General features: G+C 31.8%; 25 protein-coding genes. 9 read left to right on the forward strand and 16 right to left on the reverse strand.

The window, feature by feature from the left end; all coding sequences use genetic code 11:
• Positions 1-43 precede the first annotated feature (43 nt).
• Both NQQ59_RS01110 and holA read right to left on the reverse strand, forming a co-directional pair.
• Positions 44-226, reverse strand: a complete 183-nt coding sequence (locus tag NQQ59_RS01110; RefSeq protein ID WP_144212867.1) for a CAL67264 family membrane protein — start codon at positions 224-226, stop codon at positions 44-46.
• Between the two features lie 63 nt (positions 227-289).
• Positions 290-1,294 carry a DNA polymerase III subunit delta gene (gene holA, locus NQQ59_RS01115; protein ID WP_144212869.1) on the reverse strand — a complete coding sequence of 335 codons (1,005 nt, stop codon included), beginning with the start codon at positions 1,292-1,294 and terminating at the stop codon, positions 290-292.
• Between the two features lie 69 nt (positions 1,295-1,363).
• On the opposite strand from holA, the gene NQQ59_RS01120 reads away from it, so the two are divergent.
• From NQQ59_RS01120 to NQQ59_RS01130, 3 genes are read left to right on the forward strand one after another with little or no spacing between them, the layout of a single operon-like run.
• Positions 1,364-1,816 (forward strand): type I restriction enzyme HsdR N-terminal domain-containing protein, encoded by a 453-nt coding sequence (locus NQQ59_RS01120; protein WP_144212871.1) that lies wholly within the window; start codon positions 1,364-1,366, stop codon positions 1,814-1,816.
• A 21-nt stretch (positions 1,817-1,837) separates the two neighbouring features.
• On the forward strand, positions 1,838-2,857 hold the full coding sequence (locus NQQ59_RS01125; protein ID WP_144212873.1) for a glycosyltransferase family 2 protein: 1,020 nt from the start codon (positions 1,838-1,840) through the stop codon (positions 2,855-2,857).
• A 32-nt stretch (positions 2,858-2,889) separates the two neighbouring features.
• Positions 2,890-3,723 carry an OmpA/MotB family protein gene (locus NQQ59_RS01130; protein ID WP_144212875.1) on the forward strand — a complete coding sequence of 278 codons (834 nt, stop codon included), beginning with the start codon at positions 2,890-2,892 and terminating at the stop codon, positions 3,721-3,723.
• 157 nt (positions 3,724-3,880) lie between these two features.
• On the opposite strand, the gene NQQ59_RS01135 is transcribed toward NQQ59_RS01130, so the two are convergent.
• Positions 3,881-4,501 (reverse strand): L-threonylcarbamoyladenylate synthase, encoded by a 621-nt coding sequence (locus tag NQQ59_RS01135; RefSeq protein WP_072970810.1) that lies wholly within the window; start codon positions 4,499-4,501, stop codon positions 3,881-3,883.
• Positions 4,502-4,605: 104 nt separating this feature from the next.
• Positions 4,606-6,942: an ATP-dependent helicase gene (locus NQQ59_RS01140; RefSeq protein ID WP_144212877.1), complete on the reverse strand. Its 2,337-nt coding sequence runs from the start codon at positions 6,940-6,942 to the stop codon at positions 4,606-4,608.
• Between the two features lie 267 nt (positions 6,943-7,209).
• Between NQQ59_RS01140 and NQQ59_RS01145 the strand changes: the two genes are divergently transcribed.
• Positions 7,210-7,497: a type II toxin-antitoxin system RelE/ParE family toxin gene (locus NQQ59_RS01145; RefSeq protein WP_144212879.1), complete on the forward strand. Its 288-nt coding sequence runs from the start codon at positions 7,210-7,212 to the stop codon at positions 7,495-7,497.
• Here NQQ59_RS01145 and NQQ59_RS01150 read toward each other — a convergent pair.
• Together NQQ59_RS01150 and NQQ59_RS01155 are read right to left on the reverse strand one after the other, a co-directional pair.
• Positions 7,474-7,773 carry a hypothetical protein gene (locus NQQ59_RS01150; RefSeq protein ID WP_144212881.1) on the reverse strand — a complete coding sequence of 100 codons (300 nt, stop codon included), beginning with the start codon at positions 7,771-7,773 and terminating at the stop codon, positions 7,474-7,476. The two genes, NQQ59_RS01145 and NQQ59_RS01150, sit on opposite strands and share 24 nt — an antisense overlap.
• 110 nt (positions 7,774-7,883) lie before the next feature.
• On the reverse strand, positions 7,884-8,651 hold the full coding sequence (locus NQQ59_RS01155; RefSeq protein ID WP_144212883.1) for a sulfite exporter TauE/SafE family protein: 768 nt from the start codon (positions 8,649-8,651) through the stop codon (positions 7,884-7,886).
• A gap of 123 nt (positions 8,652-8,774) precedes the next feature.
• On the opposite strand from NQQ59_RS01155, the gene NQQ59_RS01160 reads away from it, so the two are divergent.
• A complete protein-coding gene (locus tag NQQ59_RS01160; protein WP_144212885.1) occupies positions 8,775-9,296 on the forward strand; it encodes a DUF7935 family protein in 522 nt (173 codons plus the stop codon).
• Between the two features lie 64 nt (positions 9,297-9,360).
• On the opposite strand, the gene NQQ59_RS01165 is transcribed toward NQQ59_RS01160, so the two are convergent.
• Entirely contained in the window at positions 9,361-10,269 is a 909-nt protein-coding gene (locus tag NQQ59_RS01165; protein WP_144212887.1) for a patatin-like phospholipase family protein, read from the reverse strand.
• Positions 10,270-10,383: 114 nt separating this feature from the next.
• The gene (locus NQQ59_RS01170; protein ID WP_144212889.1) at positions 10,384-12,444 is read right to left on the reverse strand and encodes a M1 family metallopeptidase; all 2,061 of its coding nucleotides are present in this window, start codon (positions 12,442-12,444) and stop codon (positions 10,384-10,386) included.
• A gap of 94 nt (positions 12,445-12,538) precedes the next feature.
• Here NQQ59_RS01170 and NQQ59_RS01175 point away from each other — a divergent pair, with 94 nt between their 5' ends.
• Genes NQQ59_RS01175 through NQQ59_RS01185 form a run of 3 tightly spaced genes read left to right on the forward strand, consistent with a single transcriptional unit; the run spans position 12,539 to position 14,167 of the window.
• On the forward strand, positions 12,539-13,282 hold the full coding sequence (locus tag NQQ59_RS01175; protein WP_144212891.1) for a Dph6-related ATP pyrophosphatase: 744 nt from the start codon (positions 12,539-12,541) through the stop codon (positions 13,280-13,282).
• Between the two features lie 59 nt (positions 13,283-13,341).
• Positions 13,342-13,662, forward strand: coding sequence for a peptidase associated/transthyretin-like domain-containing protein (locus NQQ59_RS01180; RefSeq protein WP_257698069.1), 321 nt, complete (start codon positions 13,342-13,344; stop codon positions 13,660-13,662).
• A gap of 1 nt (position 13,663) precedes the next feature.
• Positions 13,664-14,167, forward strand: a complete 504-nt coding sequence (locus tag NQQ59_RS01185) for a hypothetical protein (protein ID WP_144212895.1) — start codon at positions 13,664-13,666, stop codon at positions 14,165-14,167.
• Positions 14,168-14,169: 2 nt separating this feature from the next.
• Here the strand turns inward: NQQ59_RS01185 and NQQ59_RS01190 are convergent, their stop codons facing one another.
• From NQQ59_RS01190 to NQQ59_RS01205, 4 genes are all read right to left on the reverse strand, one after another.
• Entirely contained in the window at positions 14,170-14,568 is a 399-nt protein-coding gene (locus NQQ59_RS01190) for a DUF4348 domain-containing protein (protein WP_144212896.1), read from the reverse strand.
• Positions 14,568-15,107, reverse strand: a complete 540-nt coding sequence (locus NQQ59_RS01195) for a DUF1697 domain-containing protein (protein ID WP_144212898.1) — start codon at positions 15,105-15,107, stop codon at positions 14,568-14,570. The genes NQQ59_RS01190 and NQQ59_RS01195 overlap by 1 nt, the downstream gene beginning before the upstream one ends.
• A gap of 31 nt (positions 15,108-15,138) precedes the next feature.
• A complete protein-coding gene (locus tag NQQ59_RS01200) occupies positions 15,139-16,908 on the reverse strand; it encodes an LYR motif-containing protein (RefSeq protein ID WP_257698071.1) in 1,770 nt (589 codons plus the stop codon).
• A 135-nt stretch (positions 16,909-17,043) separates the two neighbouring features.
• Positions 17,044-17,451 (reverse strand): hypothetical protein, encoded by a 408-nt coding sequence (locus NQQ59_RS01205; RefSeq protein WP_144212900.1) that lies wholly within the window; start codon positions 17,449-17,451, stop codon positions 17,044-17,046.
• 234 nt (positions 17,452-17,685) lie between these two features.
• On the opposite strand from NQQ59_RS01205, the gene recG reads away from it, so the two are divergent.
• On the forward strand, positions 17,686-19,794 hold the full coding sequence (gene recG, locus NQQ59_RS01210) for an ATP-dependent DNA helicase RecG (protein WP_144212902.1): 2,109 nt from the start codon (positions 17,686-17,688) through the stop codon (positions 19,792-19,794).
• A gap of 212 nt (positions 19,795-20,006) precedes the next feature.
• Here the strand turns inward: recG and NQQ59_RS01215 are convergent, their stop codons facing one another.
• The 4 genes from NQQ59_RS01215 to NQQ59_RS01230 form a co-directional block, all read right to left on the reverse strand.
• On the reverse strand, positions 20,007-20,609 hold the full coding sequence (locus NQQ59_RS01215) for a PAS domain-containing protein (RefSeq protein WP_144212904.1): 603 nt from the start codon (positions 20,607-20,609) through the stop codon (positions 20,007-20,009).
• Between the two features lie 64 nt (positions 20,610-20,673).
• Positions 20,674-21,018 carry a hypothetical protein gene (locus tag NQQ59_RS01220; RefSeq protein ID WP_144212906.1) on the reverse strand — a complete coding sequence of 115 codons (345 nt, stop codon included), beginning with the start codon at positions 21,016-21,018 and terminating at the stop codon, positions 20,674-20,676.
• A gap of 49 nt (positions 21,019-21,067) precedes the next feature.
• Positions 21,068-21,922 (reverse strand): hypothetical protein, encoded by an 855-nt coding sequence (locus tag NQQ59_RS01225; protein WP_144212908.1) that lies wholly within the window; start codon positions 21,920-21,922, stop codon positions 21,068-21,070.
• Between the two features lie 33 nt (positions 21,923-21,955).
• Positions 21,956-22,555 (reverse strand): TlpA family protein disulfide reductase, encoded by a 600-nt coding sequence (locus NQQ59_RS01230; RefSeq protein WP_144212910.1) that lies wholly within the window; start codon positions 22,553-22,555, stop codon positions 21,956-21,958.
• Positions 22,556-22,569 lie beyond the last annotated feature (14 nt).

The following is a 22,569-nucleotide window of genomic DNA, read 5'->3' on the forward strand; positions in this document are numbered from 1 at the left end:
ATATTATTATATTAATTGTTATATTTTTTTATTGAAATCTAAATTAAACTCTACCTTTTAAAGCATTGAATACCCAAGCGATAGCAAAAAAACCAACTCCTACAGCTCCAAATCCCCAGCCCGAAACATCACTATATCTAAAAGCTCCAAGACCTATAAGCAACAATCCCATAAGTATCATTATAAAAGTCGCCCATCCTAAAATGGTATTTTTATTCATTCCCATAATTGTGTAATAATTTTAAGTAGTAAAATTTTTAGAAACGCAAATATCGTGAATTTTAATGGCTTAATTAAATATTTTATACAGCATTTCTTTTAGTAAATCTCCCTGAGGTAAAGCATTAGCCCCCACTCCTTTACTTTTGATATCAATATCTCGTAAAGCTCCCACAATCTGACTTACTTTTCGCATGGGATAATTTTTAATCGCCAAATCGTACTCTTTTAAGAAATACGGATTTACTCCAATTGCCGCAGCAACATTCTTTGGATTTTTATCTTTTAGACCGTGATATTTTAAAAGTTGCACGAAGAATCCAAACACTAATCCAGTTGTCATCACCAACGGATACTCTTTTGGATTGTGCGCAAAATTCTCTGCAATCTTATAAGCCTTTAATTGATTACGCTCTCCAATGGCTTTTCGAAGTTCAAATACATTATAATCTTTACTAAAACCAATATTTTCTTCAATATGTTCAGCGGTAATCATTGTTCCTTGCGGCAAAATAATCTGTAACTTTTCTAGTTCATTATTGATTTTACTCAAATCAGTCCCTAAGAACTCCACAAGCATCGCATTTGCTTTTGGATCAATAGTATATTTCTTCCCTGCCAAAACACGTTTGATCCAGTCTCCAACCTGATTTTCGTATAATTTTTTACTTTCGTAAACGATACCGTTTTGGGCCAATAATTTAGTTACTTTTTTACGCTTATCAAGTGTTTTGTATTTATAACAAAAAACCAAAACCGTAGTTTCCATTGGATTATTGACATACGATTCTATTTTATCAATTGTACGAGATAAATCCTGAGCTTCTTTCACTATAACAACCTGACGATCAGCCATCATAGGATAGCGCTTGGCCGTTGAAACAATATCGTCTACAGATACATCTCTCCCATACAAAACCGTCTGATTAAAACCTTTTTCTTCTTCGGCTAAAACATTCTGTTCGATATACTCCGATAACTTATCAATATAATAAGGTTCTTCACCCATTAAAAAATAAATCGGCTTAATATTTCCGGCTTTTATATCATTAACGATTTTTACAACTTCGTCCATTTAAAATTTGTTTCAAGTTTAAAGTTTCAAGTTAGTTTGAAACAAAAAACTATTTTATATTTTTGCTTTATGCAGCGATTAAACTTTCCGATCTATAGTTTTCGATTCAAAAATAGCGAAAATAAAGTGTCTATTTTTGATGAAATAAGAAAAAAATTTATAATTCTTACTCCTGAAGAATGGGTTCGTCAGCACGTTGTTCATTTTTTAATTTACGAAAAAAAATATCCGAAATCGTTAATTAATGTAGAGAAAGTTTTAAAAGTCAACGGATTAAGAAAACGATACGATGTTGTCGTTTTTAATTCAGATGGTTCTATACATATATTAGTAGAGTGTAAAGCACCCGAAGTTAAGATCTCTCAGGCAACTTTTGATCAAATTGCGCGTTACAATATGACAATGCAGGCACGGTTTTTGAATGTCACAAACGGACTAAACCATTTTTATTGTCAAATGGATTTTGAAAACGAAAAATATGAGTTTTTAAGAAACCTGCCTGACTATAAAGAAAACCATTAAAAATAAATAATTACAATACTTTTGGATAAAATAGCAGTTGTCATTTTAAATTGGAACGGAGTAAAATTGCTTGAGCAGTTTTTACCATCTGTTATTCAGTTTTCAGAAGGTGCGACAATTTATGTTGCAGATAATGATTCTACAGATACTTCTGTTGAATTTGTTCTACAAAATTTCCCCACCGTTAAGATTGTAAAGAATTCAGGTAATTATGGTTTTGCAAAAGGCTATAATGATGCCTTAAAACATATAGATGCTGAAATTTATGCATTAGTAAATTCAGATATTGAAGTGACAGAAAATTGGCTAAAACCAATTATCGAGACTTTTGACAATGAAAAGCAAACTGCCATTATTCAGCCTAAAATTCTGGATTTCAAAAACAAAGAATATTTTGAATATGCAGGCGCAGCAGGTGGTTTCATAGATAAATACGGTTTCCCATTTTGTAGAGGAAGAATTTTTGAAACTGTAGAAAAAGACAATGGACAATACAATAATAATTGTGAATTATTCTGGGCTTCGGGAGCTTGTTTCTTCATCAGAAAAAATGTTTATCATGAACTTGGAGGTTTTGATGAAAGTTTTTTTGCACATCAGGAAGAAATTGATTTGTGTTGGCGCGCTTCAAACGAAGGACATATTATAAAGTATAATTATCAGTCTCTTGTTTATCACGTTGGCGGAGCGACTTTACAACAAGGAAATCCTAAGAAAACCTATTTGAATTTTAGAAATTCATTATTAATGCTTGTCAAGAACCTGCCAAAAAGAGGATTATTTTGGGTAATCTTCTTCCGTATGGTTTTAGATGGAATTGCAGGTATCCGTTTTCTTACACAAGGTAAATTAGCGCATACTTTTGCTATTTTAAAGGCACATTTTTCATTTTATTGCTTATCTTTAAAATATCTCGGAAAACGAAAAGAATTTCAGATTCAGCAATACTATATGGTAAAAAGCATCGTTTTCCTTTATTATATGAGGAAAATGACCTTATTTAAAGAAATCTTTAACAGTATTCAAAATATTAAAAACTAAATTTGTAATCAAGTCTAATTAAAATTAAATTTATGAGAAAAATAGTTATCGCACTATCAGTATTAATGGCCCTAACTTCGTGTGTTTCTAAAAAGAAATATGCTGAGTTAGAAGCAAAAAACAAAGAGACTCAAGATTTGTTAAACTCTTGTACTGTAAAATTAAACACGTGCTTAGAAGAAAAAGCTGGATTGGCTGCTACAGCTGACAGCTACAAACAACATAATCAAGACTTAATCAACAGCTCTAAAGATTTAACAATCTTAACAACTAAAGGTGCTGAAAACCTAGAAAAATCTCTTGAAAGCTTAAAAGAAAAAGATTTAAAAATCTCTAGACTTCAGGATGCTTTAACTAAAAAAGACAGTGTTACTTTAGCATTAGTTACAAGCTTAAAAGGAGCTGTTGGAATCAACGATCCAGACATCGAAGTAAATGTTGAAAAAGGAGTTGTATTTATCTCTATCGCTGATAAATTATTATTTAAAAGCGGAAGCTACGAAGTTAGTGACAAAGCTAAAACTGTGTTAGCTAAAGTTGCTAAAGTTGTAAATGACAAACCTGATTTCGAATGTATGGTTGAAGGTCACACTGATAATGTACCATACAAAAGCAACGGAATTATCTTAGACAACTGGGATTTAAGTGTTAAACGTTCTACTTCAATCGTTCGTGTATTAACAAACGATCTTGGTGTTAACCCAGCTAAATTAATCGCTGCAGGTAGAAGTTCTTATGTTCCTTTAGTTTCTAATGATACTGCTGAAGATAAAGCTCGTAACAGAAGAACTCGTATCGTAGTTATGCCAAAAATCGATCAATTCTATGATATGATTGAAAAAGAAATGAAAAAACAATCTAAATAATTCTTGGTTTTCATATTCATAAAAACAGAAAAAGCAGGTCAATTGACCTGCTTTTTTGTATTCTAAAAAGAATAAAAGTATTTTAAATAACTAACTAAATTTTAACATAATAAAGTTAGGCAATATTTTTAAAACTTTATTCAATTAAAGTATTTTTTTACAAAATATCGATATCTCCTTTTCCTTCTCTTACAATAACTGGTTCATGTTCTGAAAGATCAATAATTGTAGAACCAACATTATCTCCATATCCACCATCGATAACCATATCCACAAGATTCTGCCATTTCTCAAAAATTAATTCCGGATCTGTTGTATATTCGATTACATCATCTTCATCACGAATAGAGGTTGACACAACTGGATTTCCTAACTGACGCACAATTTCTAATATAATATTGTTATCAGGAACACGAATACCAACTGTCGTTTTCTTTTTAAATTCTTTCGGAAGATTATTATTTCCAGGTAAAATAAAAGTATAAGGCCCCGGTAATGCTCTCTTTAAAATCTTAAAAGTCGAAGTATCAATCTGACGCACATAATCAGATAAATTACTCAAATCATGACAAATAAACGAAAAGTTTGCTTTCTCTAATTTAACTCCTTTAATCTTTGCAATTTTTTCTAAAGCTCTAGAATTAGTAATATCACAACCCAAACCATAAACTGTATCAGTCGGATAAATTACCAATCCACCATTCTGAAGCACTTTTACCACTTTTGCAATTGCTGCTTCACTAGGTTTATCTGGGTATATTTTTATAAATTCAGCCATTTTGTTTTTTTGTTTAAAGTTAAAGCTGTTTCAGGTTAAAACTATTATACTTTTCAATCTTCTTGTTTCATATTTATTGTATGAATACTAATTAAAAGCAAATTTTACCCAACAACATTAAGTTTTGCGAATCTTAGCAACAATTTCTTGATTCCGCCCACTTCAAATTTTATTTCAGCTTTTCTGTCAGCGCCAACACCTTCTAGATTTATTACTTCTCCTTTTCCAAAACGTTCGTGCATAACCACGTTTCCTACTGTCAGTTTATTGTCAAATAAATTCGAATTCTCATTACTAGGCGCATTTCCTGAAACAGGTTTTAATTTTCGAATATTCAAATCTGGTTTCGGACTATTATCTGTAACTTGTTTAGGAGGTGTGCCTCCAACAGGTTTTACTAATCTTAACTTAGATTTATCTACTTCTCCAAAAATATCACCATCAATTGGTGATTTATAACGATAATTCGTTTCTGCTGGTGTTAAATATTCCAAATACTGATCTTCAATTTCTTCAATAAATCTCGAAGGTTCACTATCTGTTAGTTTTCCCCAGCGGTAGCGAGATTGAGCATAAGTCAAATATGCCTGATGTTCTGCACGTGTCAACGCCACATAAAATAAACGACGTTCTTCTTCCAATTCGCTTCTTGTACTCATACTCATGGCACTCGGAAACAAATCTTCTTCCATACCTACCACAAAAACATGAGGAAACTCCAGTCCTTTTGCCAAGTGAATCGTCATTAACGCTACACGATCATCATCATTAGTATCTTTATCTAAATCTGTTGCCAAAGCGACATCTTCCATAAATTCAGAAAGCGCTCCTCTTGCTCCATCAATTTCTCTTTGCCCCTCAGTAAAATCTTTAATACCGTTTAAAAGCTCCTCAATGTTCTGAATCTTTGCCATCCCTTCTGGAGTAGCATCTTTCTTCAATTCCTGAACCAAACCAGTTTTCTTAGCAACGTGATCTGTAATATAAAAAGCATCCTGATTCTGATCGATCACTTGAAAACTCTGAATCATAGTAACAAAATCTTTCAATTTGTTTTTAGTTCCAGCATTCAGTTTTAAGTCGATTTTATCAATATTCACCATTACTTCCCAAATCGAACGTTTGTAATGATTTGCCGCAATAGTCAGTTTTTCTATCGTTGTATCACCAATTCCACGTGCTGGATAATTGATCACACGAATCAAAGCCTCTTCGTCTTTCGGATTCAGAACCAAACGCAGATAGCATAAAACGTCTTTAATCTCTTTACGTTGATAGAATGATAATCCACCATAAATTCTATATGGAATATCACGTTTTCTCAACGCATCTTCCATTGCACGCGATTGCGCATTTGTTCTGTATAAAATAGCAAAAGATCCATTATGAAGTTGATTTTGCATTTTCTGCTCAAAAATCGTACTGGCAACAAAACGCCCTTCTTCGGCATCTGTCAAACTTCTATGAACTTTAATTTTTGGCCCAAATTCGTTTGCTGTCCAAACCACTTTATCTAGTTTGGTTTTGTTGTGCTCCATAACTGTATTTGCCGCTTCCACAATGTTTCGGGTAGAACGATAATTTTGTTCCAAACGGAACATTATAACTCCTTCATAATCCTTCTGGAAGTTCAAAATGTTATTGATATTCGCCCCACGGAAAGCATAAATACTTTGCGCATCATCACCAACCACACAAATGTTCTGAAATTTATCAGATAAAGCCCTAACAATCAAATACTGAGAGTGATTCGTATCCTGGTACTCATCAACCAGAATATATCTAAAACGGTTTTGATATTTTGCTAAAACCTCAGGAAAACGTGTCAACAATTCGTTGGTTTTCAACAATAAATCATCAAAATCCATTGCTCCTGCCTTGAAACAGCGTTCTACATATTGCTGATAAATTTCTCCCAATCTTGGTCTTTTTGCCATGGCATCGGCTTCAACCAATTCCGGATTATTAAAATAAGCCTTAACCGTAATCAAACTATTTTTATAATTAGATATACGTCCTAAAACCTGTTTAGGTTTATAGATATCACGATCCAGCTGCATTTCTTTAATAATAGAAGAAATCAGTCTGGCCGAATCCTGAGAATCATAAATAGTAAAATTGGAAGGATATCCCAAATGATCTGATTCTGCTCTCAAAATACGAGCAAAAATAGAGTGAAAAGTTCCCATCCAGAGATTTTTTGCCTCAGATGCTCCTACAATATCGGAGATTCTGTGCTTCATTTCTCTTGCTGCTTTATTGGTAAAAGTCAGCGACAAAATATTGAAAGCATCAATTCCCTGATGCATCAAATAAGCAATTCTAATCGTTAAAACACGGGTTTTTCCCGAACCTGCACCAGCAATAATAATCATTGGCCCGTCTTTCTTTAAGACAGGCGCTCTCTGCGCTTCGTTGAGCTGGTCAATATATTTCTGCATGTAATTTTCTCCTTTTATGCAAAATTAAGAATTAAAGATGTAATAAGCTACTAAGTTGCAAAGGTTCTAAGCTACTAAGTTTTTCTTTTTTTGAAGCCAAACAAAAGGCATTTTATTAGACATGGTTTCCCGCTTTCGGCTATATCTCTTCGCTATGCTACGAGGATACCGCCTCAACCGGGGCTACATTTAAGCAATTGGCTTTTTTAAAACATTTTGAAAGAAAAAACTTAAAAATATTATATTTGTAAACTTAAGAGAAGGGTAATGGATATAAAATTAACAGAACTTGCTGAAAAAAGTTATTTTGACATTGTCAATAAATTTAGTGAGTCAAAAGGAACGTTATTCTCAAATAAGACCATATCCATTATAGAAATAATAGCTAAAAACAATGATATAGGTTCAAAATACAAAAATACATCGTACAGAAAATTTCTTATATCAAATCAGGTATATTTATTCTACAAAATTGAAAAGCAAACCTTATATATTATTTTGTTTTGGGATAACAAAAGAAATCCTGTTGATTTAGATATTATACTTAGCTCTTAATTTCTCTTTAAAATCATCAAAATCAATAGTGCGACCAGATATTATATCATCCTCTCCTTTTTGTAATTCTTGCTTTAACATATCTTCTGGAAACAACAATCTAGTTATCAATTTCACTTCTTGATGCGTAAATGTTTTCGATTTTAATTTTCTATAGTAAGTAGCATGTTTCAAGCCTAGTTTCTGCATAAAAAACTCAGCCTTATAGTATGATTTATTTATTAATTCAGGCAAATCATTTATGTAATTCTCGTAATTTTCAACAATTTCTATCATTTTATGAGACTTATTATATTGCTATATGACAAATATAAACTAATAAAATGACACCCATTACGAAAACATAAAAAAAATAAGAATTTCAGTACCTTCGTTCATTAGCAACTCTATTTAAAAAAAACATCGTATGCAAATCGAATTAGTGTTCCTACCACAACAATCAAAAAGAAAATTCGAATAAAACCATTTCCTTTATTAATTGCGAGTTTAGCACCAAGCCAGCCACCAATTCCATTGCTTATTGCCATCGGAATCGCAATAGACCAAATGATTTTTCCTTTGATCATAAACAAACAAATTGAACCAAAGTTCGTAGCCAGATTTACCATTTTTGCATTAGCAGAAGCATGAAGAAAATCGAAACCTAAAAGCGCAATAAAAGCTACAACAAAGAAGCTGCCTGTTCCTGGCCCAATAAACCCGTCATAAAAACCTACTATAACGCTAATTACAACTGCATACATTATTTGTGTTGCTGCCGAATGATCTTTAGCAACATGTTGCCCAAAATTCTTCTTTGCATAAGTATAAACAAACAATAAAGATAAAACCACCAATAGAAGCGGTTTCATAAAATCATTACTCACCATCGTTAAAATTGTAGAACCTAAAAATGCAGACGGAACGGCCAAACACATCATTATGATTAATAACTTCCATTGAATTACCACTTTTTTCAAATATTGAAAAGCGGCAAAAGCAGTTCCACTAAAAGCCGGAATTTTTAAGGTTCCTACAACTGTCGAAACTGGAAGATTTGGCAATAATATCAATCCCATTGGAGTTTGAATTAATCCTCCGCCACCCACAATGGCATCTATAAAACCTGCAGCAAAGGCAGCTAAACAAAGAAAAAGTATTACGTATGAATCCATTAAAGCTATATTTCAGTCGAAGTAAAAATAAGTTGCAAAAGTACGTCTTCCTTTTTGTTTATTACCATAAATTTAAAGTGGATTTTTCATCAAAAAGTATATTTTTGCTTAAAAATTATTCCAATGGATTTCAACAAAATAATAGAACTAGCAAGTTATACTTTACCAGCCTTAGTTACAGGAGTTGTAGCGTATCGTTTCTTCGAATTACACATTAAAAACAATGATAGAAAACGTGCTTTTTTATTAAACAAACAAGCTCATAAAGAATCGCTTCCAGTACGTTTACAAGCATACGAGCGTATGACTTTGTTTTTAGAACGCATTAATTTGACGAAATTGTTAATTAGAATATCTCCTATTTCTCAAAACAAACATGATTATGAAAATTATGTAATTGACCAAATCGAACAGGAATTTGAGCATAATTTGACACAACAGATTTACATGTCTGAAGAATGTTGGACAATTATTTCAACTGCAAAAAACGCAACAATCCAAATGATCCGTAAAGCTGCCATGAGCGATAAAGTAGAAAATGCTGATAAACTTCGCGAAGTAATTTTAAATGATTTATTGGAGAAACAATCTCCAAGTAATGCTGCTTTAAGTTTTATTAAAAGTGAAGTTGCAGAACTTTGGTAAAAAATAATTTTAGATTGCAGATTTTAGATTTGGAATAAAGAATCTAAAATCTTCAATCTAAAAATCAAATCATTATCTTGTTATCACTCATAACTTCAGATTTATTCTGAGCGTATTCATAACCTTGTTCCCACCATTCTTTCATTACATCTTTATTAAAAATCAAGGCATTATCCGTTAATTTTATAGGAGTATAATATAAATTAAGTTTTACATCTTTACTGTTTGCCATAAGTTTTCCTATAGCAATATCATGTTTTTCGACCTGATCTAAAGCAATTCTAAACAAGTCAATCATCAACGAAAACGGGTTTTTACCTATTACAGTTTTGGTCGTATTGACTTCAGTTTCAAGTACAATTACATCAATTTCTGTAGCTCCTCTGTTAATTGCTTCACGTATTGGAACTAAGCTTGAAAATCCTCCATCACCATATTCAAAATTATTCTTTTCGACCAAACTCATAAACGGAACATAATTACTTGAAATCCAAGACCATTCACAAAACTCCTCATAACTACAATCTTTAACCGATTTATATTCTGACTCGTTTTTAGTAAAATTTGTAACCGTTACCACAACATCGGTCTTCATTTTTTTTAGCTTATTGAAGTCCGAAAGCGAGAAATTATTCTGAATGTATTTCTTCAATCCTTTACTTTCTCCAAAAGTTCTTTTTCCTTTAAAAAACTGACGCAAAACATTAAAGTGATTGATTGTTACAATATCTACTCCATCTTTATTTTTAACCACAAATGGACAAATATTAAAAATACTTGCCATTGTTACATTGGTATATACAGAATGAATTTTTTTGATATGACCGAGAGCTAAATGCGGAATTAATAAACTTCCTGTCGAAGTTCCTAAAAACAAATCATATTCGTGCTTTTTCTCTTCTATTAAATACTGGGCAACACCGCCGGCAAATGCGCCTTTACTGCCACCACCTGAAATAACCAATGCTCTCATAAATTGTAATGTAGTATTTTTGGGATTTTCTTGATTTCTTTTAGAGAAAAGAAGCAAGAAAAAGAGTTTCAAAATCTTTCTTCTTGTTTCTTTCTTCTACTTTTAATCTCTTAATTACTCTTTCAACAAACGATTCAATTGGAACTGTTCATCGGGGTTCAAATTAGGTAAAATTCTATTAAATGAAGCACGCATTTCTGGATTTTTTAATAAAAGTCGAATAGTATCTCTTCCAAACTTTGAAAACTGCCACATATGATGTGTAGTAGATGCAACTAAATTACTCAAAACCTGATCGTTAATAATTTTAAAAGCAATTAACTTTTCTAAGGCATTTTGTCTTGTCGTTGCTTCATATTTTGTAGAAGAAAAGCCGATCAATTCATTAATTAAAGATTCAGGATCGTTAGTGTAATTTGTGGTAGACAATGCCAATGAAAGCCATAAAGTACGCAGATTATAATCATTAAAACCAATCCAGTCTTTAGATTTATCCAAATATTCTTTTCTATGATCTGGAAAGTTTCTCCAAAGCCAATATAAGGCCGTTTCTTGTGTTTGATAAGATTGATCGTCTAATAATGTTTCATAATTCAACCTGAAATCCTCTGGAATCTTAGTCATAGTTCCAGCAACATTTTGGCGAACCTGAACATCTTTTGTCTCTAATGCCAAGAGTAAGAGCGGTTTCTTATCTTCGTATTTTTCATTCTCTAATTGATCAACAACAGCCTCTTTTACAGAACGATAAACATCAGATTCTAAAATACTTTTTAATAGATCAAATTTCTCTGTCAAAGGTGTTTTTTTTAACTTATCAATTTCTAAACGCTTTTGAATTGTTTTATTTTTACTTAACAAAGCATTTGCTGTTGGAGTATCAAATAGTGTTGATTCTAGCCAGGTTTTTTGAAATTTTTCTAAATCAAAATCAGAAACTTTTTTAATCTCGTCAAAGAAATTTTGAGTGTTTACTGTCTGATAAGCGTATTTATTTAAATAACTTTTTATTGCTTTTTTAAATGCCTTATCACCAATTGATTCATGTAGCACAAACAATGTCCATGCTCCTTTTTCATAAAATGTAAGCGAACTTGCTTTTGCATTTAAAACAGGAATTGTATCTGTTCTGGATGCAAATTTAATCTGTTGCGCGGTATCGTATAATTTGGAATAAAAATAATCTTCTCCGTAAATCTCTTTCTCTGCCAGTAAAGCAAAATACGTTGCAAAACCTTCTTGAAGCCAATGGTGTTTACTACTTTCAGCCGTAATCAAATCTCCAAACCAATGATGAGCCAATTCGTGCGCATCGACATTGGTGTAATTTCGATCACAAAAGCCAACTGAATCAACTACATAACGCGTTGCAAAAAGCGTTGTTGTCGTATTTTCCATTCCCGCGTACAAAAAGTCACGAACTGGAATTTGTCTGTTTATTTTCCAAGGATATTTTACTCCGATTTCTTTTTCAAGGAAATCAAAAATTCTTTTAGAATAACGATATGTAGGCTCAAAACGATTAGAATCTTTTGGCTCATAATAATATTCTAATGGAATTCTAGTTTTAGATTTAAACTCTTTTTTATCAAATTTTCCAACTGCCAGCATTAACAAATAAGAACTCATTGGTTTTTCCATTTGATATTGCCAACGACTTAAATTTCCTTCTGTCTTTTTGGCTTTTAAAACTCCATTTGAAACGACCTGATATTCTTTATCAAAAGAAATCCCGAGATTAAAAATTAGTTTCTCATTTACATCATCAAAACTTGGAAACCAATTGCTGGTATATCTGCCCTGCCCTTGTGTCCAAATTTGTATTTCTTCATTTTCTATATCAACAAAATAAAGTGCTTGTTTTGGTCTTGTTTTATAATCAAAAGTCAAATGATTTTGTCCTTTTGTAAAATGTGAAACTAGTTTTAATTGTTTATTGTCATTTAGAAAAACAACGTCATTATCATTAATTTTCACTTTCGAAAATTCCATGTTTTTAGCATCAAGAAAAATGGTATCACAATCTTTTAAAAGGTCAAATTGAAAATCTACAGAACCTGAAACCGTTTTTTCTTTTGAATTTAAAAATAATTGTCCTGAAACCGATTTGAAATCAACATTTTGAGTTTGTTGCGCAAAAAGAAAACTGGTGAATAATAAAAAGATATATTTCATTGAAATGTATTTGAAGGCAAAATCCCAAAGTTACAAAGGTTTCCTTTACAAATAGAATGAAATTTGTAAGTTTACCATATTAAACCAACAAATCGTGTCTGAACCTCAAAAAGCCTTATTTAATTGGAGCAGCGGAAAAGATTCTGCTCTTGCTTTATATAAAATACTTCAAGATTCTGAATATAAAATTGAAACACTGCTGACCAGTGTAAATGAAAAATATCAGCGAATTTCGATGCATGGAATCCGTGTTGAATTGTTGCAAGCTCAAGCTGAAAGCATCGCAATTCCTTTGAAAATTATGGAAATTCCAGAAATGCCATCAATGGAAGTTTATGAAGACGTAATGACCAAAACTTTATCGGAATTAAAAAGCAATGGTATAACACATTCCGTTTTTGGGGATATTTTCTTGGAAGATTTACGATTATATCGAGAAAATCAACTGGCAAAAATTGATTTCAAAGGCGTTTTTCCTATTTGGAAGATTCCAACGCAAGATTTAATTCAGGAATTTATTTCGTTGGGATTCAAAGCTATTGTGGTTTGTGTCAACGAAAAATATCTAGACAAAAGCTTTGTTGGCAGAATTATCGATCAAAATTTTATTAATGATTTACCTGAGAATGTAGATGTTTGTGGTGAAAATGGTGAATTTCATACCTTTACATTTGACGGTCCAATATTTTCAAAACCCATTAACTTTGAAATCGGTGAAATTGTCTATCGAAAGTATGAAAAACCCGAAAAGCAAGATTCATCAAATAATGTATGTGACACAAATGATGAAACTGCTTTTGAATTTGGATTTTGGTATTGTGATTTAATTAAAAAATAATGAAGTTTTTTTATAAATTTATTTTTCTAATTCTTGTTTCTTTCTCTTTGCAAAGTTGTTTGGTTAATAGGTGTAAAAGACCTCAAATTACTGGATATATTTACGATGCAGAAACGAAGCAACCTATTGAAAATTGTAAAGTTGGTGAGACTGTAAGCCAATCAAATGGTTATTTCTCATTAGTTGAAAAGCGTCATCATCAATTCACATTTTTTGGTTTTGAAGCAGCCACTTTAGCCGTAAATGAAGCTATTGAGAAAGAAGGTTACGAATCTCAAAACATTCAATTCATACAGCCTTTTGGGAGCGGTGCGAAAAAAGGAGCTTTTCATAACGCAGATACTATTTACATCAAGAAGAATATCATAAAAACAAACTAATATGGCTTTAAAAGAAAATGCTGAAGTAAAAAAAGTAGTATTCTTTCTGAAAGAAATCGGTATTGATATTATCGAAAAAAAACTTGAAGAAACCTTTCTGCCTGGTTTAGAATTAGGCCCTGACTGTATTTATATTGATTATGATAAATTGCTCTATCCTGGTGATATTTTGCATGAAGCTGGACATCTCGCAGTAACAATTCCTTCAGAAAGAAAATTGGTTGGTTCAACAAAAATCTCTAAGGATTGGCCTACTCAAGGCGATGAGATTGCGGCTATTTTATGGTCATATGCTGCGTTGCGTTATTTACAACTTCCTCCTGAATTTGTATTCCATCCTAATGGATATAAAGGTAGTTCTGAATGGTTTATTTCGAATTTTGAATCCAAAAGTTATATAGGATTACATCTTCTGGAATGGATGGGACTATGTCTTGGAAATGAAAAAGCCGAAAAAGAAAATAAGTCTCCTTTTCCAGCTATGCAAAAATGGCTTCGAGATTAATCTTAAGTAGACTCATCTATCCAAGTTTTAAGAAACCATTTGTTGTCTTTGAGTTCAAAGATATAATCAATATAAATTCCATTATCAAGTCCGCGTTGTTGAAGCGTTGCGGTATTTTTCTTTATGGACAATGTGCTTTTTAAATATTTCTCATCAGCTTTGTTGTTTAGATTAAGCGTTTTATACTTCTCTTTTGTCATTGTATAATTCGTTAATTCTAAATCATCATTATTCATTTTGTATTTTAAAGGAAAAACTACTCTACTAATCTGAAATTTTGGATCCGTATTGAATTTCTTAAAAAAAGTATTAAAATCTTCAGAAGCTGTTTTTGTATTTTGGGCACAGGCAGAACTGAAACTCATTACACAAACAAAAAGTATTAAAAAATATTTTTTCATTATTCATTATACATTTTAAGCAAGTTCGTCACTGTATTCCAGTTTCGAATTGTTGCAGTTACATTTAATTTTTTCTCTATATATTTTTGATCAAAACGAGTTTTTCCCGCACCAACGGCATATTTAATGAAAATTCTGTTCTCATCAATACTTGCTTCGTCTGGTTTAAACTGACTAATTTTTAAATCGTTTATGTTTTCTTTTTTCAATGCCATTGAAACGAAAGCAACATATAATTTCTTGGTATCTACATCTTTCTCTTTCAAAAAAGCATTATTAGCAAAACAAGATTCTAGGTTTTCTTTGGTAATCATGACAACAGGAACTTCATGTCCGAAAACTTTAAAAATTTCCTGTTTGATCATAAAACCAACTTTTGATGCTTCCTCTTCACTGTCTACAAAAACATTTCCAGATTGAAGATAAGTGCGAACATTCTGAAAGCCAAGATTCTCGAGCATTGCTTTCAAAGCTTCCATTTTCATCATATTATGGCCCGAAACGTTTATGCCGCGTAAAAGCGCTAAATGTGTTGTCATTTTTTTCTAATTTAAATTCAAAGATAAAAAACTACTCTTCATCCTCCTCCTCTTCGCTAATTTCAATATCAAATTTTACTAAAAAATCATTCAGCTTTTGTTTGTACTTTCTCTTTGCCTGCTCTAGAATTTCATCTGCTTCTTCATTAGTTTCTATGGCATTAAGATTAAACTCTTCTTTTACCCATTGATGAAATTCATCTTTATTTTCATTGTCTTCATAATACTCTTCGTCTTTGTAGAAATAAGCGTAATCAAAATCAACTGAAATTTCAGTGTCTAATGTCAGCAAATGAATCAATCTGCGAATATTTTCTGCCACAACGTGAATTCCGCCTTCATCTCCAAAAACCACAATCGGACAATTATTTAAATCCTTGTCAATTAGCCAATATGCATAGGAACTCCCAGAGCCGTTTGCACCGGCAAATTCGATAAAACTATTATAGAATTCTTCTTCTTCAGACCAGGTTTTTATGCCGGTTTTATCATTTGTTATCGTCAATCCAAAACATTCCGAATAAGTTTCTGAACCGTATTCTTGTTGAAACTCATATAATTTTACTAAATCAATCGGTAATTTATAATCGCCAAATTGAGAAGCAAATTCTTCTAAAGAAAAACTACCATCATATTCTGCATCATCTGATTCTTCTTCGTCATCATTATCTTCTTCAGTCATAAGAATTTCAAAAGTTTTTAGGGCAGCATGTTTTACACAGAAAAGTTCAATTCCTATCGCATTTTCATCATTAATCCATTGATATTTCGGATCTCCATTTTCATCTAGATATTCTAGGATAAGCATAATTTCTTTGTCATCATGACACCATAAAGCACGCATTCTGATGTTGAAACCATTTGAAATTTCTTCAGAAATCTGACTGTATTTCTTTCCTTCATAATCAAAAGGAATAAACAAATAAGTGGTTCCAGAAAAATGTCTTACGATTTTTTCATTGGCTTTTAGTTCTTCATTTTCAGATAAAACTTCAACCATATTTATAAACTGGTTACGGAAATTGGTGTAGAGATACTTTTCTTTCTTATTGTAATCTAAGATCGAAAGTCCTTCTTTAAAAACTTCTAGATAATTATTACCTAATATTTCTGTATTATCAGAGGAAAGCTCTATAAAAGAATCACTTAAAATATCAGATAATTTATGAGTAGAAGGCAGATAATTTTCGACCGTTATAACAGATCCATCAACATCTGTAACGTTACTGCAAATTAAAACATCAGGTCTATTAGTACTAACAATGGCTTGAACATCTGTAAAACGCTCAAAATGAAGCCACATATCATCGCTGTAGATCAGCCAAGCAACAAGATCACCTTTTACAAAAAGTTCACCATGATTGTATTCTCCAACAAGTGTATCACATTGCAAGCCACCGCCTAAATAATGAACACTACCAAATAAAGTAATATTTACTGTAGTTGTTTTTCCTAAAACAATTAAAGCAGGTGAATTATCTGTATCATAAGAACTTATAAATTTTGAAACCGTTAGATTTCCCTTAAAAATAAATCCTAAAATGAAAATATTGGAATGTTCTTCTGTACTGAAATCCATCTCTAATATATCCATTTCGACATCTTCTTCTGCTAAAAGAAAAATCGGGTTTTCTTCATAATCAGGAAAACGCCAGGTATCTTCAAAAACATTATAAATTTTCTGATTGTTGAAATCCGTAAGATCGCCAATAATATTGTGAGCTTCGTGTCGGTTAATTACTTTGAATGTAATACCGGAAAAAACTATCGTTTCAAAAGGAACTTTTTCTTCTTTCATCATAATTTGAGGCTTATAATTTTAATGCTCTAACAAATCTAGTGATTATCTTTTTTTATTAAAATAAAACTGACGTTAAATAAAAAACTCCGTTACATTATAACGGAGTTTTCAAGAATTGAATTAGTAAGCTTTAAATTATTTTGCCTTTTTGTATGTTAGTTGATAATCACACATTCTTCCAGAATTTTCTAAATTTCCGTTAAGAATATACAATAGCTCACTTTTACCACCAAAACCGCTACCACAGCTAAAAATTAAATCTGAAGGAGCAGAGTAAGTCAATTGAAAATTAGCCCTTCCCTCTCTTTCAAAAATTTCAAAAGTACCAGATAGATTTGTAGTGATGCTGTTTACTGTTTTCTTCCTTGTAAAAGTACCGTCTGTACTAAAAACATATTCGTCATTCCAACTCGCTTCATTTTGAATACTTACCCATTTCCCATAATAATCGTTCGTTGCTAATTTTAATTTGTCAGTAGAATCATCATTAGAACAAGAAGCTAAAGAAATAAACAATGCGATTAAAAGTCCAATTTTTTTCATTTTTTAAGGTTTTATGATTGTTAACTATTATTAAGATTTTACTTTCTTATAATGGTTGCGTTCATTTTTTTATGATAACGATAACTTAACATTCAAAATCTTAAGTCTCATAATTGATTTTCAAAATTCCTAATTAAAATCTATCTTCGCTTTTTAATAAAATTCCAATTGATTAATTCCAAATTCCAATTTTCTCAAATCTAAAATCAGCAATCTAAAATCTAAAATAATTTAATGTCTAATAATCTTCTAGAAACTCCAATTGAATACTTAAAAGGCGTTGGTCCCAGTCGTGGTCAGCTTCTTCGTAAGGAATTGGGTATTCATAAATATGGAGATCTGGTTAATTTTTTTCCGAATCGATATATTGACAGAACGCGTTATTATAAGATTAATGAATTGCAGAATACGGGTTCTGAAGTACAGATTATTGGAAAAATAATCCACATTAAAACCGTTGAGTTCGCCAAAAACAAAAAACGTCTTGTGGCTACTTTTGTAGATGATACTGGACAAATTGATTTAAATTGGTTTCAGGGTCATAAATGGATTCGTGAAACCTTAAAGCTAAATGAACAGCTTGTTATTTTTGGAAAATGCTCTTTGTACGGAAGTCAATTTAGTATGGCACATCCGGAAATTGAATTATTGAGCGAACACGAAAGAAGTTTGCGTTCTGCTATGCAGCCTGTTTATCCTTCAACTGAGGCTTTAACCAACAAAGGAATTTCAAATCGTACCATCAATAAAATGATGGAACAATTGTTTCTGGAAACTCAAGCGCTTTTTACAGAAACTTTCCCTCCTTTTTTAATTGAAGAATTAAAACTGATTCCGAAAAAAGCGGCTTTGTTTAATATTCATTTTCCTAAAAGTGCCGATATTTTAGCGAAAGCACAATTCAGATTAAAATTTGAAGAATTGTTCTTTATACAGCTTCAGCTAATTACTAAAAACCTTATTAGAAAACATAAAATTAAAGGACATCCATTTGATAAAGTGGGCGAACTTTTTAATGATTTTTATAAAAACCATCTTCCTTTTGATTTAACGAATGCTCAAAAAAGAGTGATTAAAGAAATTAGAACGGATATGGGAAGTAATGCCCAAATGAACCGTCTGCTTCAAGGAGATGTTGGTTCTGGAAAAACCATCGTGGCTTTTATGAGTATGCTTTTGGCTATTGATAATGGTTTTCAGGCTTGTTTAATGGCGCCGACCGAGATTTTGGCCAATCAGCATTTTCTTGGTTTGTCTGAATTTGCTAATACTTTAAACATCAATATCAGAATATTAACAGGTTCGACTAAAACTTCTGAAAGAAAAATTATTCATGAAGAATTAGAAAACGGAACGCTTAAAATTTTGATTGGAACTCATGCTTTATTAGAAGACAAAGTAAAATTTCAAAATTTAGGTTTGGCTGTTATTGATGAACAGCATCGTTTTGGCGTAGAACAGCGTTCTAAATTATGGAAGAAAAATGAGATTCCACCACACGTTTTGGTAATGACTGCTACTCCAATTCCAAGAACATTGGCGATGAGTTTATATGGTGATTTGGATATTTCTGTAATTGATGAATTACCTCCTGGAAGAAAACCAATTCAAACTGTACATCGTTTTGACACCAACCGTTTGAAAGTCTGGAAATTCCTTCGTGATGAAATTGCAAAAGGCAGACAAATCTACATCGTTTATCCGCTGATTCAGGAATCTGAAAAAATGGATTATAAGGATTTAATGGATGGTTACGAAAGTATTTCCCGTGATTTTCCGCTTCCGCAATATTCTATTTCTATTCTGCATGGAAAAATGAAACCAGCAGATAAAGATGCCGAAATGAAACGTTTCTCTGAAGGAAAAACCAATATTATGGTGGCAACAACGGTAATTGAAGTTGGTGTAAATGTTCCAAATGCCAGTGTAATGATTATAGAAAGTGCCGAACGATTTGGACTTTCGCAACTGCATCAGCTACGCGGACGTGTGGGTCGTGGCGCCGAACAAAGTTATTGTATTTTAATGACGGGACACAAATTGAGTTCTGACAGTAAAACCAGAATGGAAACCATGGTGCAAACCAACGATGGTTTCGAAATCGCTGAAGTTGACTTAAAACTTCGCGGTCCAGGTGATTTAATGGGGACACAACAAAGTGGCGTTTTAAACCTTCAAATTGCAGATATTGTAAAAGACAGAGAGATTCTTTCTCTAGCTCGAAATTACGCCATGAAAATCCTAAAAGAAGATTCTGCACTACAAAAACCAGAAAATGCCATTTTAAGAGCGATTTTCATTGAATTGACGAAGAAGAAAAATATTTGGAATTATATTTCTTAGAGATACAAAGGCACAAAGTAACAAAGGGACAAAGGTCTTAGCTTTACACATAAACAACTTTGTCCCTTTGTTACTTTGAAACTCTGTCACTTTAAAAAAAATATACTTCACTGCATCTCACTTTTAAAAAGTTTCAATATTCAGGTGATTTAGATTTGTTGGGGGCAAATTTTTGTTGAATATTTGAATGGATACAATGAAGCATACTTAAATTATTTCTTCTTTGGAGCGCTTTTATCAAACAATCCGCCGAATAAACCTTTACTTATTTTGTTTTTATCATCTTTACCTGTGGCAATTAAATGATCAATATATTCCATATAGGTTTTCTTTCTTTCTTCTAAAAAGCCTACAAGATATTCTTCAGACGCGTGAATTCCGCTGGTTTCTTCTATCTGGAGCAATTTCTTGTACAAAGGCTCAATAAATTTGACGATAATTTCATTTGGAACCGATTTTCTTGTTCCAAAGAAACCAACAATCTCGCCGTCGGTATCGGCAATAATTTTAAAATCGGTCACTACCCAGTAATAACGACCTGTTTTGGCCATATTTTTTATTATTACATGAATGTTTTCACTCGATTTTATACTGTCCCATAAAAATTTAAAAATGACTTTGGGCATATCAGGATGTCGAACTATATTATGTGGCTGGCCAACAAGTTCGAACTCATCATAACCAGAAACATCTATAAAATCTTCGTTGGCATATAAAATGGTTCCTTTTTTATCAGTTTTACTAAGCAGTACTTTATTTTTATTCCAGTCTACTTCTCTGTCTGAAGGCGTTGGGCGATTAATTCTGGTATCCATAAATTTTACATTTAAATTAATTTACAATTCAATTAAGCATATAAAATGCATCCTTAAACAATTTTTAATTTAATTCTATTTCCAAAACAAGAAGAATATTTCTGATTTTGTGAAAAACAATTCCTAATTCGTATTCAAGCCATTCCGGAATCTCATTATTTACGACCAAATTAAGATTGTGAATATCATTAGTAATCTGAATCAGTTTTTTATATTGAAAATCTAGGTTATAAACTTGCGAATTATCTCTGTAGCCTTTTAGAATTTCGGCAACTTCTGCCTCAAATTCTGATTCGGCTCCAATTTTATCGATTGAATTTAATGTTATGGTGTCACTTAAAAAATGGTCAATAGTTTTTTTCAAATTATGCAATGTAGGAACTGCAGTTGGTAAATCATGCTTAAACATACAACAGTTATAAAATTAGTATTTGGGGATTGGTACTTGTCGTAAAAACTTAATTCCTACTGTTTGTTGACTTTACATGAATATCATTGACTAAGTCATCAATTTTTTTGGCACTTTCTCTCATCATTTCGAGATAAGTAAGCAATTTGTCGTTGTCAGTATGTCCTTTTGAAACATCAATTAATTTTAAAACCGAGTTTACCGGAAGCTTTAAATCTAAAGTTGTTCTGTGAACAAAATCATTGTAATCTTTTGTAGCCGACATAGAACTGTATTTGGCTGAAGCTAATTTCATATTCTCTAATTCGTATTCATCAGAAATTTTTGAAATATGATTTTCACTATGTTCTTTAAAGTAGTAAGCCCAATAACCATTCATAAAAAAAACAACAGTTGCTAAAAAAGTATGAATAATTAGGGTCTCTAAATCAAAAGTAACCTGAGAAAAATATACTTGTAATCCAGTTGCGTCATTATAAATATAGTTTTGTAAATAAGCCAAACCAGCGTGATGCAGAATTACTAAAAGAGCCAAAGGTATTTGCAATTTCCAGTTTTGATAAATAATCAATATTGTACTGGCAATGAAAACCGTAAAATGCATTTCGAACATACCATGCATTTGATAGATGTATTGCGCCATAAATATAGACAAAACAACAGCTAAGACGTATTGATAAAATCTTGAATTCTTTATAAAGAACTTAGCTGAGTAATAAGCCAAAAGATTGAGTGTTCCCACTCCAACCCCAATTTCGAAAGTATCATATTTAAATGATAGTCCAATACCGAGAAGAAAATATACGGCAAGAACATAATTAATAATGCTATCTGACTTTTGCGTCATAGTAGACATAAAACTGTGCAGGTAATCCTGTTCGTTTAAACTAGCTTTTGTTTTCATAGGTTTTAGTTTTTGGATTTTTGGAAAATAGATTTATTTAGTACAATTTGGTAACGAACATCCGTATGCTTTCAGGGCAAAAGCATTAAAAGAAGGGTGCTGATTCTTACTTAAAAGAGAATCAATCGCCATTTGAGCATAATTACTCTTAGCATCTGTACAATATCTGGTTTTATTATAATTACCACGATAATATAAATTATGCGATGAATCTAATAAAACCGCCTGAGGGGTTGAAAAAACACCACATCTATCTGCAATTGATTTTTCAAAATAAACGGGAATTTTGGCATCAAATTTTTCCTGGATTTCTGCGATGCTAAAACTTTTGTTTTTGTTTAACACCACAATCTTAAAATTAATCTGATCTCCGTACTTTTTAATCAACTCACTAACATGAGGCACGTTAAAGCGTGAACAAGGACAATCTGGATTAAAAAAATGAATGAAAATTGGTTTTTGATCAAACGGACAACACGCTCCCAATTCAATTCTAGAGCCCATTGCGATTGCTTTGTAATTTTGAGGTACTGGTGTTGGAAGACTATATTTGAACTCGTTCTTCCAAAACAAATACCCAACCGAAAGAAGTAATAATGAAAACCATAATGTGAGAAGTAATTTTTTCTTCATATATTATTTTTTTT

The sequence above is a fragment of the Flavobacterium panacis genome (genome assembly GCF_024649945.1).
Classification (GTDB): domain Bacteria; phylum Bacteroidota; class Bacteroidia; order Flavobacteriales; family Flavobacteriaceae; genus Flavobacterium; species Flavobacterium panacis.

Bases quoted from the DNA above. Each gene is read 5' to 3' on its own strand.
- NQQ59_RS01110 (WP_144212867.1), bottom strand. From the start codon at position 226: ATGGGAATGAATAAAAATACCATTTTAGGATGGGCGACTTTTATAATG.
- NQQ59_RS01160 (WP_144212885.1), top strand. From the start codon at position 8,775: ATGGATTTCAACAAAATAATAGAACTAGCAAGTTATACTTTACCAGCC.
- NQQ59_RS01150 (WP_144212881.1), bottom strand. From the start codon at position 7,773: ATGATAGAAATTGTTGAAAATTACGAGAATTACATAAATGATTTGCCT.
- holA (WP_144212869.1), bottom strand. From the start codon at position 1,294: ATGGACGAAGTTGTAAAAATCGTTAATGATATAAAAGCCGGAAATATT.
- NQQ59_RS01225 (WP_144212908.1), bottom strand. From the start codon at position 21,922: ATGAAAACAAAAGCTAGTTTAAACGAACAGGATTACCTGCACAGTTTT.
- NQQ59_RS01130 (WP_144212875.1), top strand. From the start codon at position 2,890: ATGAGAAAAATAGTTATCGCACTATCAGTATTAATGGCCCTAACTTCG.
- NQQ59_RS01120 (WP_144212871.1), top strand. From the start codon at position 1,364: ATGCAGCGATTAAACTTTCCGATCTATAGTTTTCGATTCAAAAATAGC.
- NQQ59_RS01135 (WP_072970810.1), bottom strand. From the start codon at position 4,501: ATGGCTGAATTTATAAAAATATACCCAGATAAACCTAGTGAAGCAGCA.
- NQQ59_RS01220 (WP_144212906.1), bottom strand. From the start codon at position 21,018: ATGTTTAAGCATGATTTACCAACTGCAGTTCCTACATTGCATAATTTG.
- NQQ59_RS01200 (WP_257698071.1), bottom strand. From the start codon at position 16,908: ATGATGAAAGAAGAAAAAGTTCCTTTTGAAACGATAGTTTTTTCCGGT.
- NQQ59_RS01230 (WP_144212910.1), bottom strand. From the start codon at position 22,555: ATGAAGAAAAAATTACTTCTCACATTATGGTTTTCATTATTACTTCTT.
- NQQ59_RS01140 (WP_144212877.1), bottom strand. From the start codon at position 6,942: ATGCAGAAATATATTGACCAGCTCAACGAAGCGCAGAGAGCGCCTGTC.
- NQQ59_RS01155 (WP_144212883.1), bottom strand. From the start codon at position 8,651: ATGGATTCATACGTAATACTTTTTCTTTGTTTAGCTGCCTTTGCTGCA.
- NQQ59_RS01165 (WP_144212887.1), bottom strand. From the start codon at position 10,269: ATGAGAGCATTGGTTATTTCAGGTGGTGGCAGTAAAGGCGCATTTGCC.
- recG (WP_144212902.1), top strand. From the start codon at position 17,686: ATGTCTAATAATCTTCTAGAAACTCCAATTGAATACTTAAAAGGCGTT.
- NQQ59_RS01215 (WP_144212904.1), bottom strand. From the start codon at position 20,609: ATGGATACCAGAATTAATCGCCCAACGCCTTCAGACAGAGAAGTAGAC.
- NQQ59_RS01190 (WP_144212896.1), bottom strand. From the start codon at position 14,568: ATGAAAAAATATTTTTTAATACTTTTTGTTTGTGTAATGAGTTTCAGT.
- NQQ59_RS01185 (WP_144212895.1), top strand. From the start codon at position 13,664: ATGGCTTTAAAAGAAAATGCTGAAGTAAAAAAAGTAGTATTCTTTCTG.
- NQQ59_RS01170 (WP_144212889.1), bottom strand. From the start codon at position 12,444: ATGAAATATATCTTTTTATTATTCACCAGTTTTCTTTTTGCGCAACAA.
- NQQ59_RS01195 (WP_144212898.1), bottom strand. From the start codon at position 15,107: ATGACAACACATTTAGCGCTTTTACGCGGCATAAACGTTTCGGGCCAT.
- NQQ59_RS01145 (WP_144212879.1), top strand. From the start codon at position 7,210: ATGGATATAAAATTAACAGAACTTGCTGAAAAAAGTTATTTTGACATT.
- NQQ59_RS01205 (WP_144212900.1), bottom strand. From the start codon at position 17,451: ATGAAAAAAATTGGACTTTTAATCGCATTGTTTATTTCTTTAGCTTCT.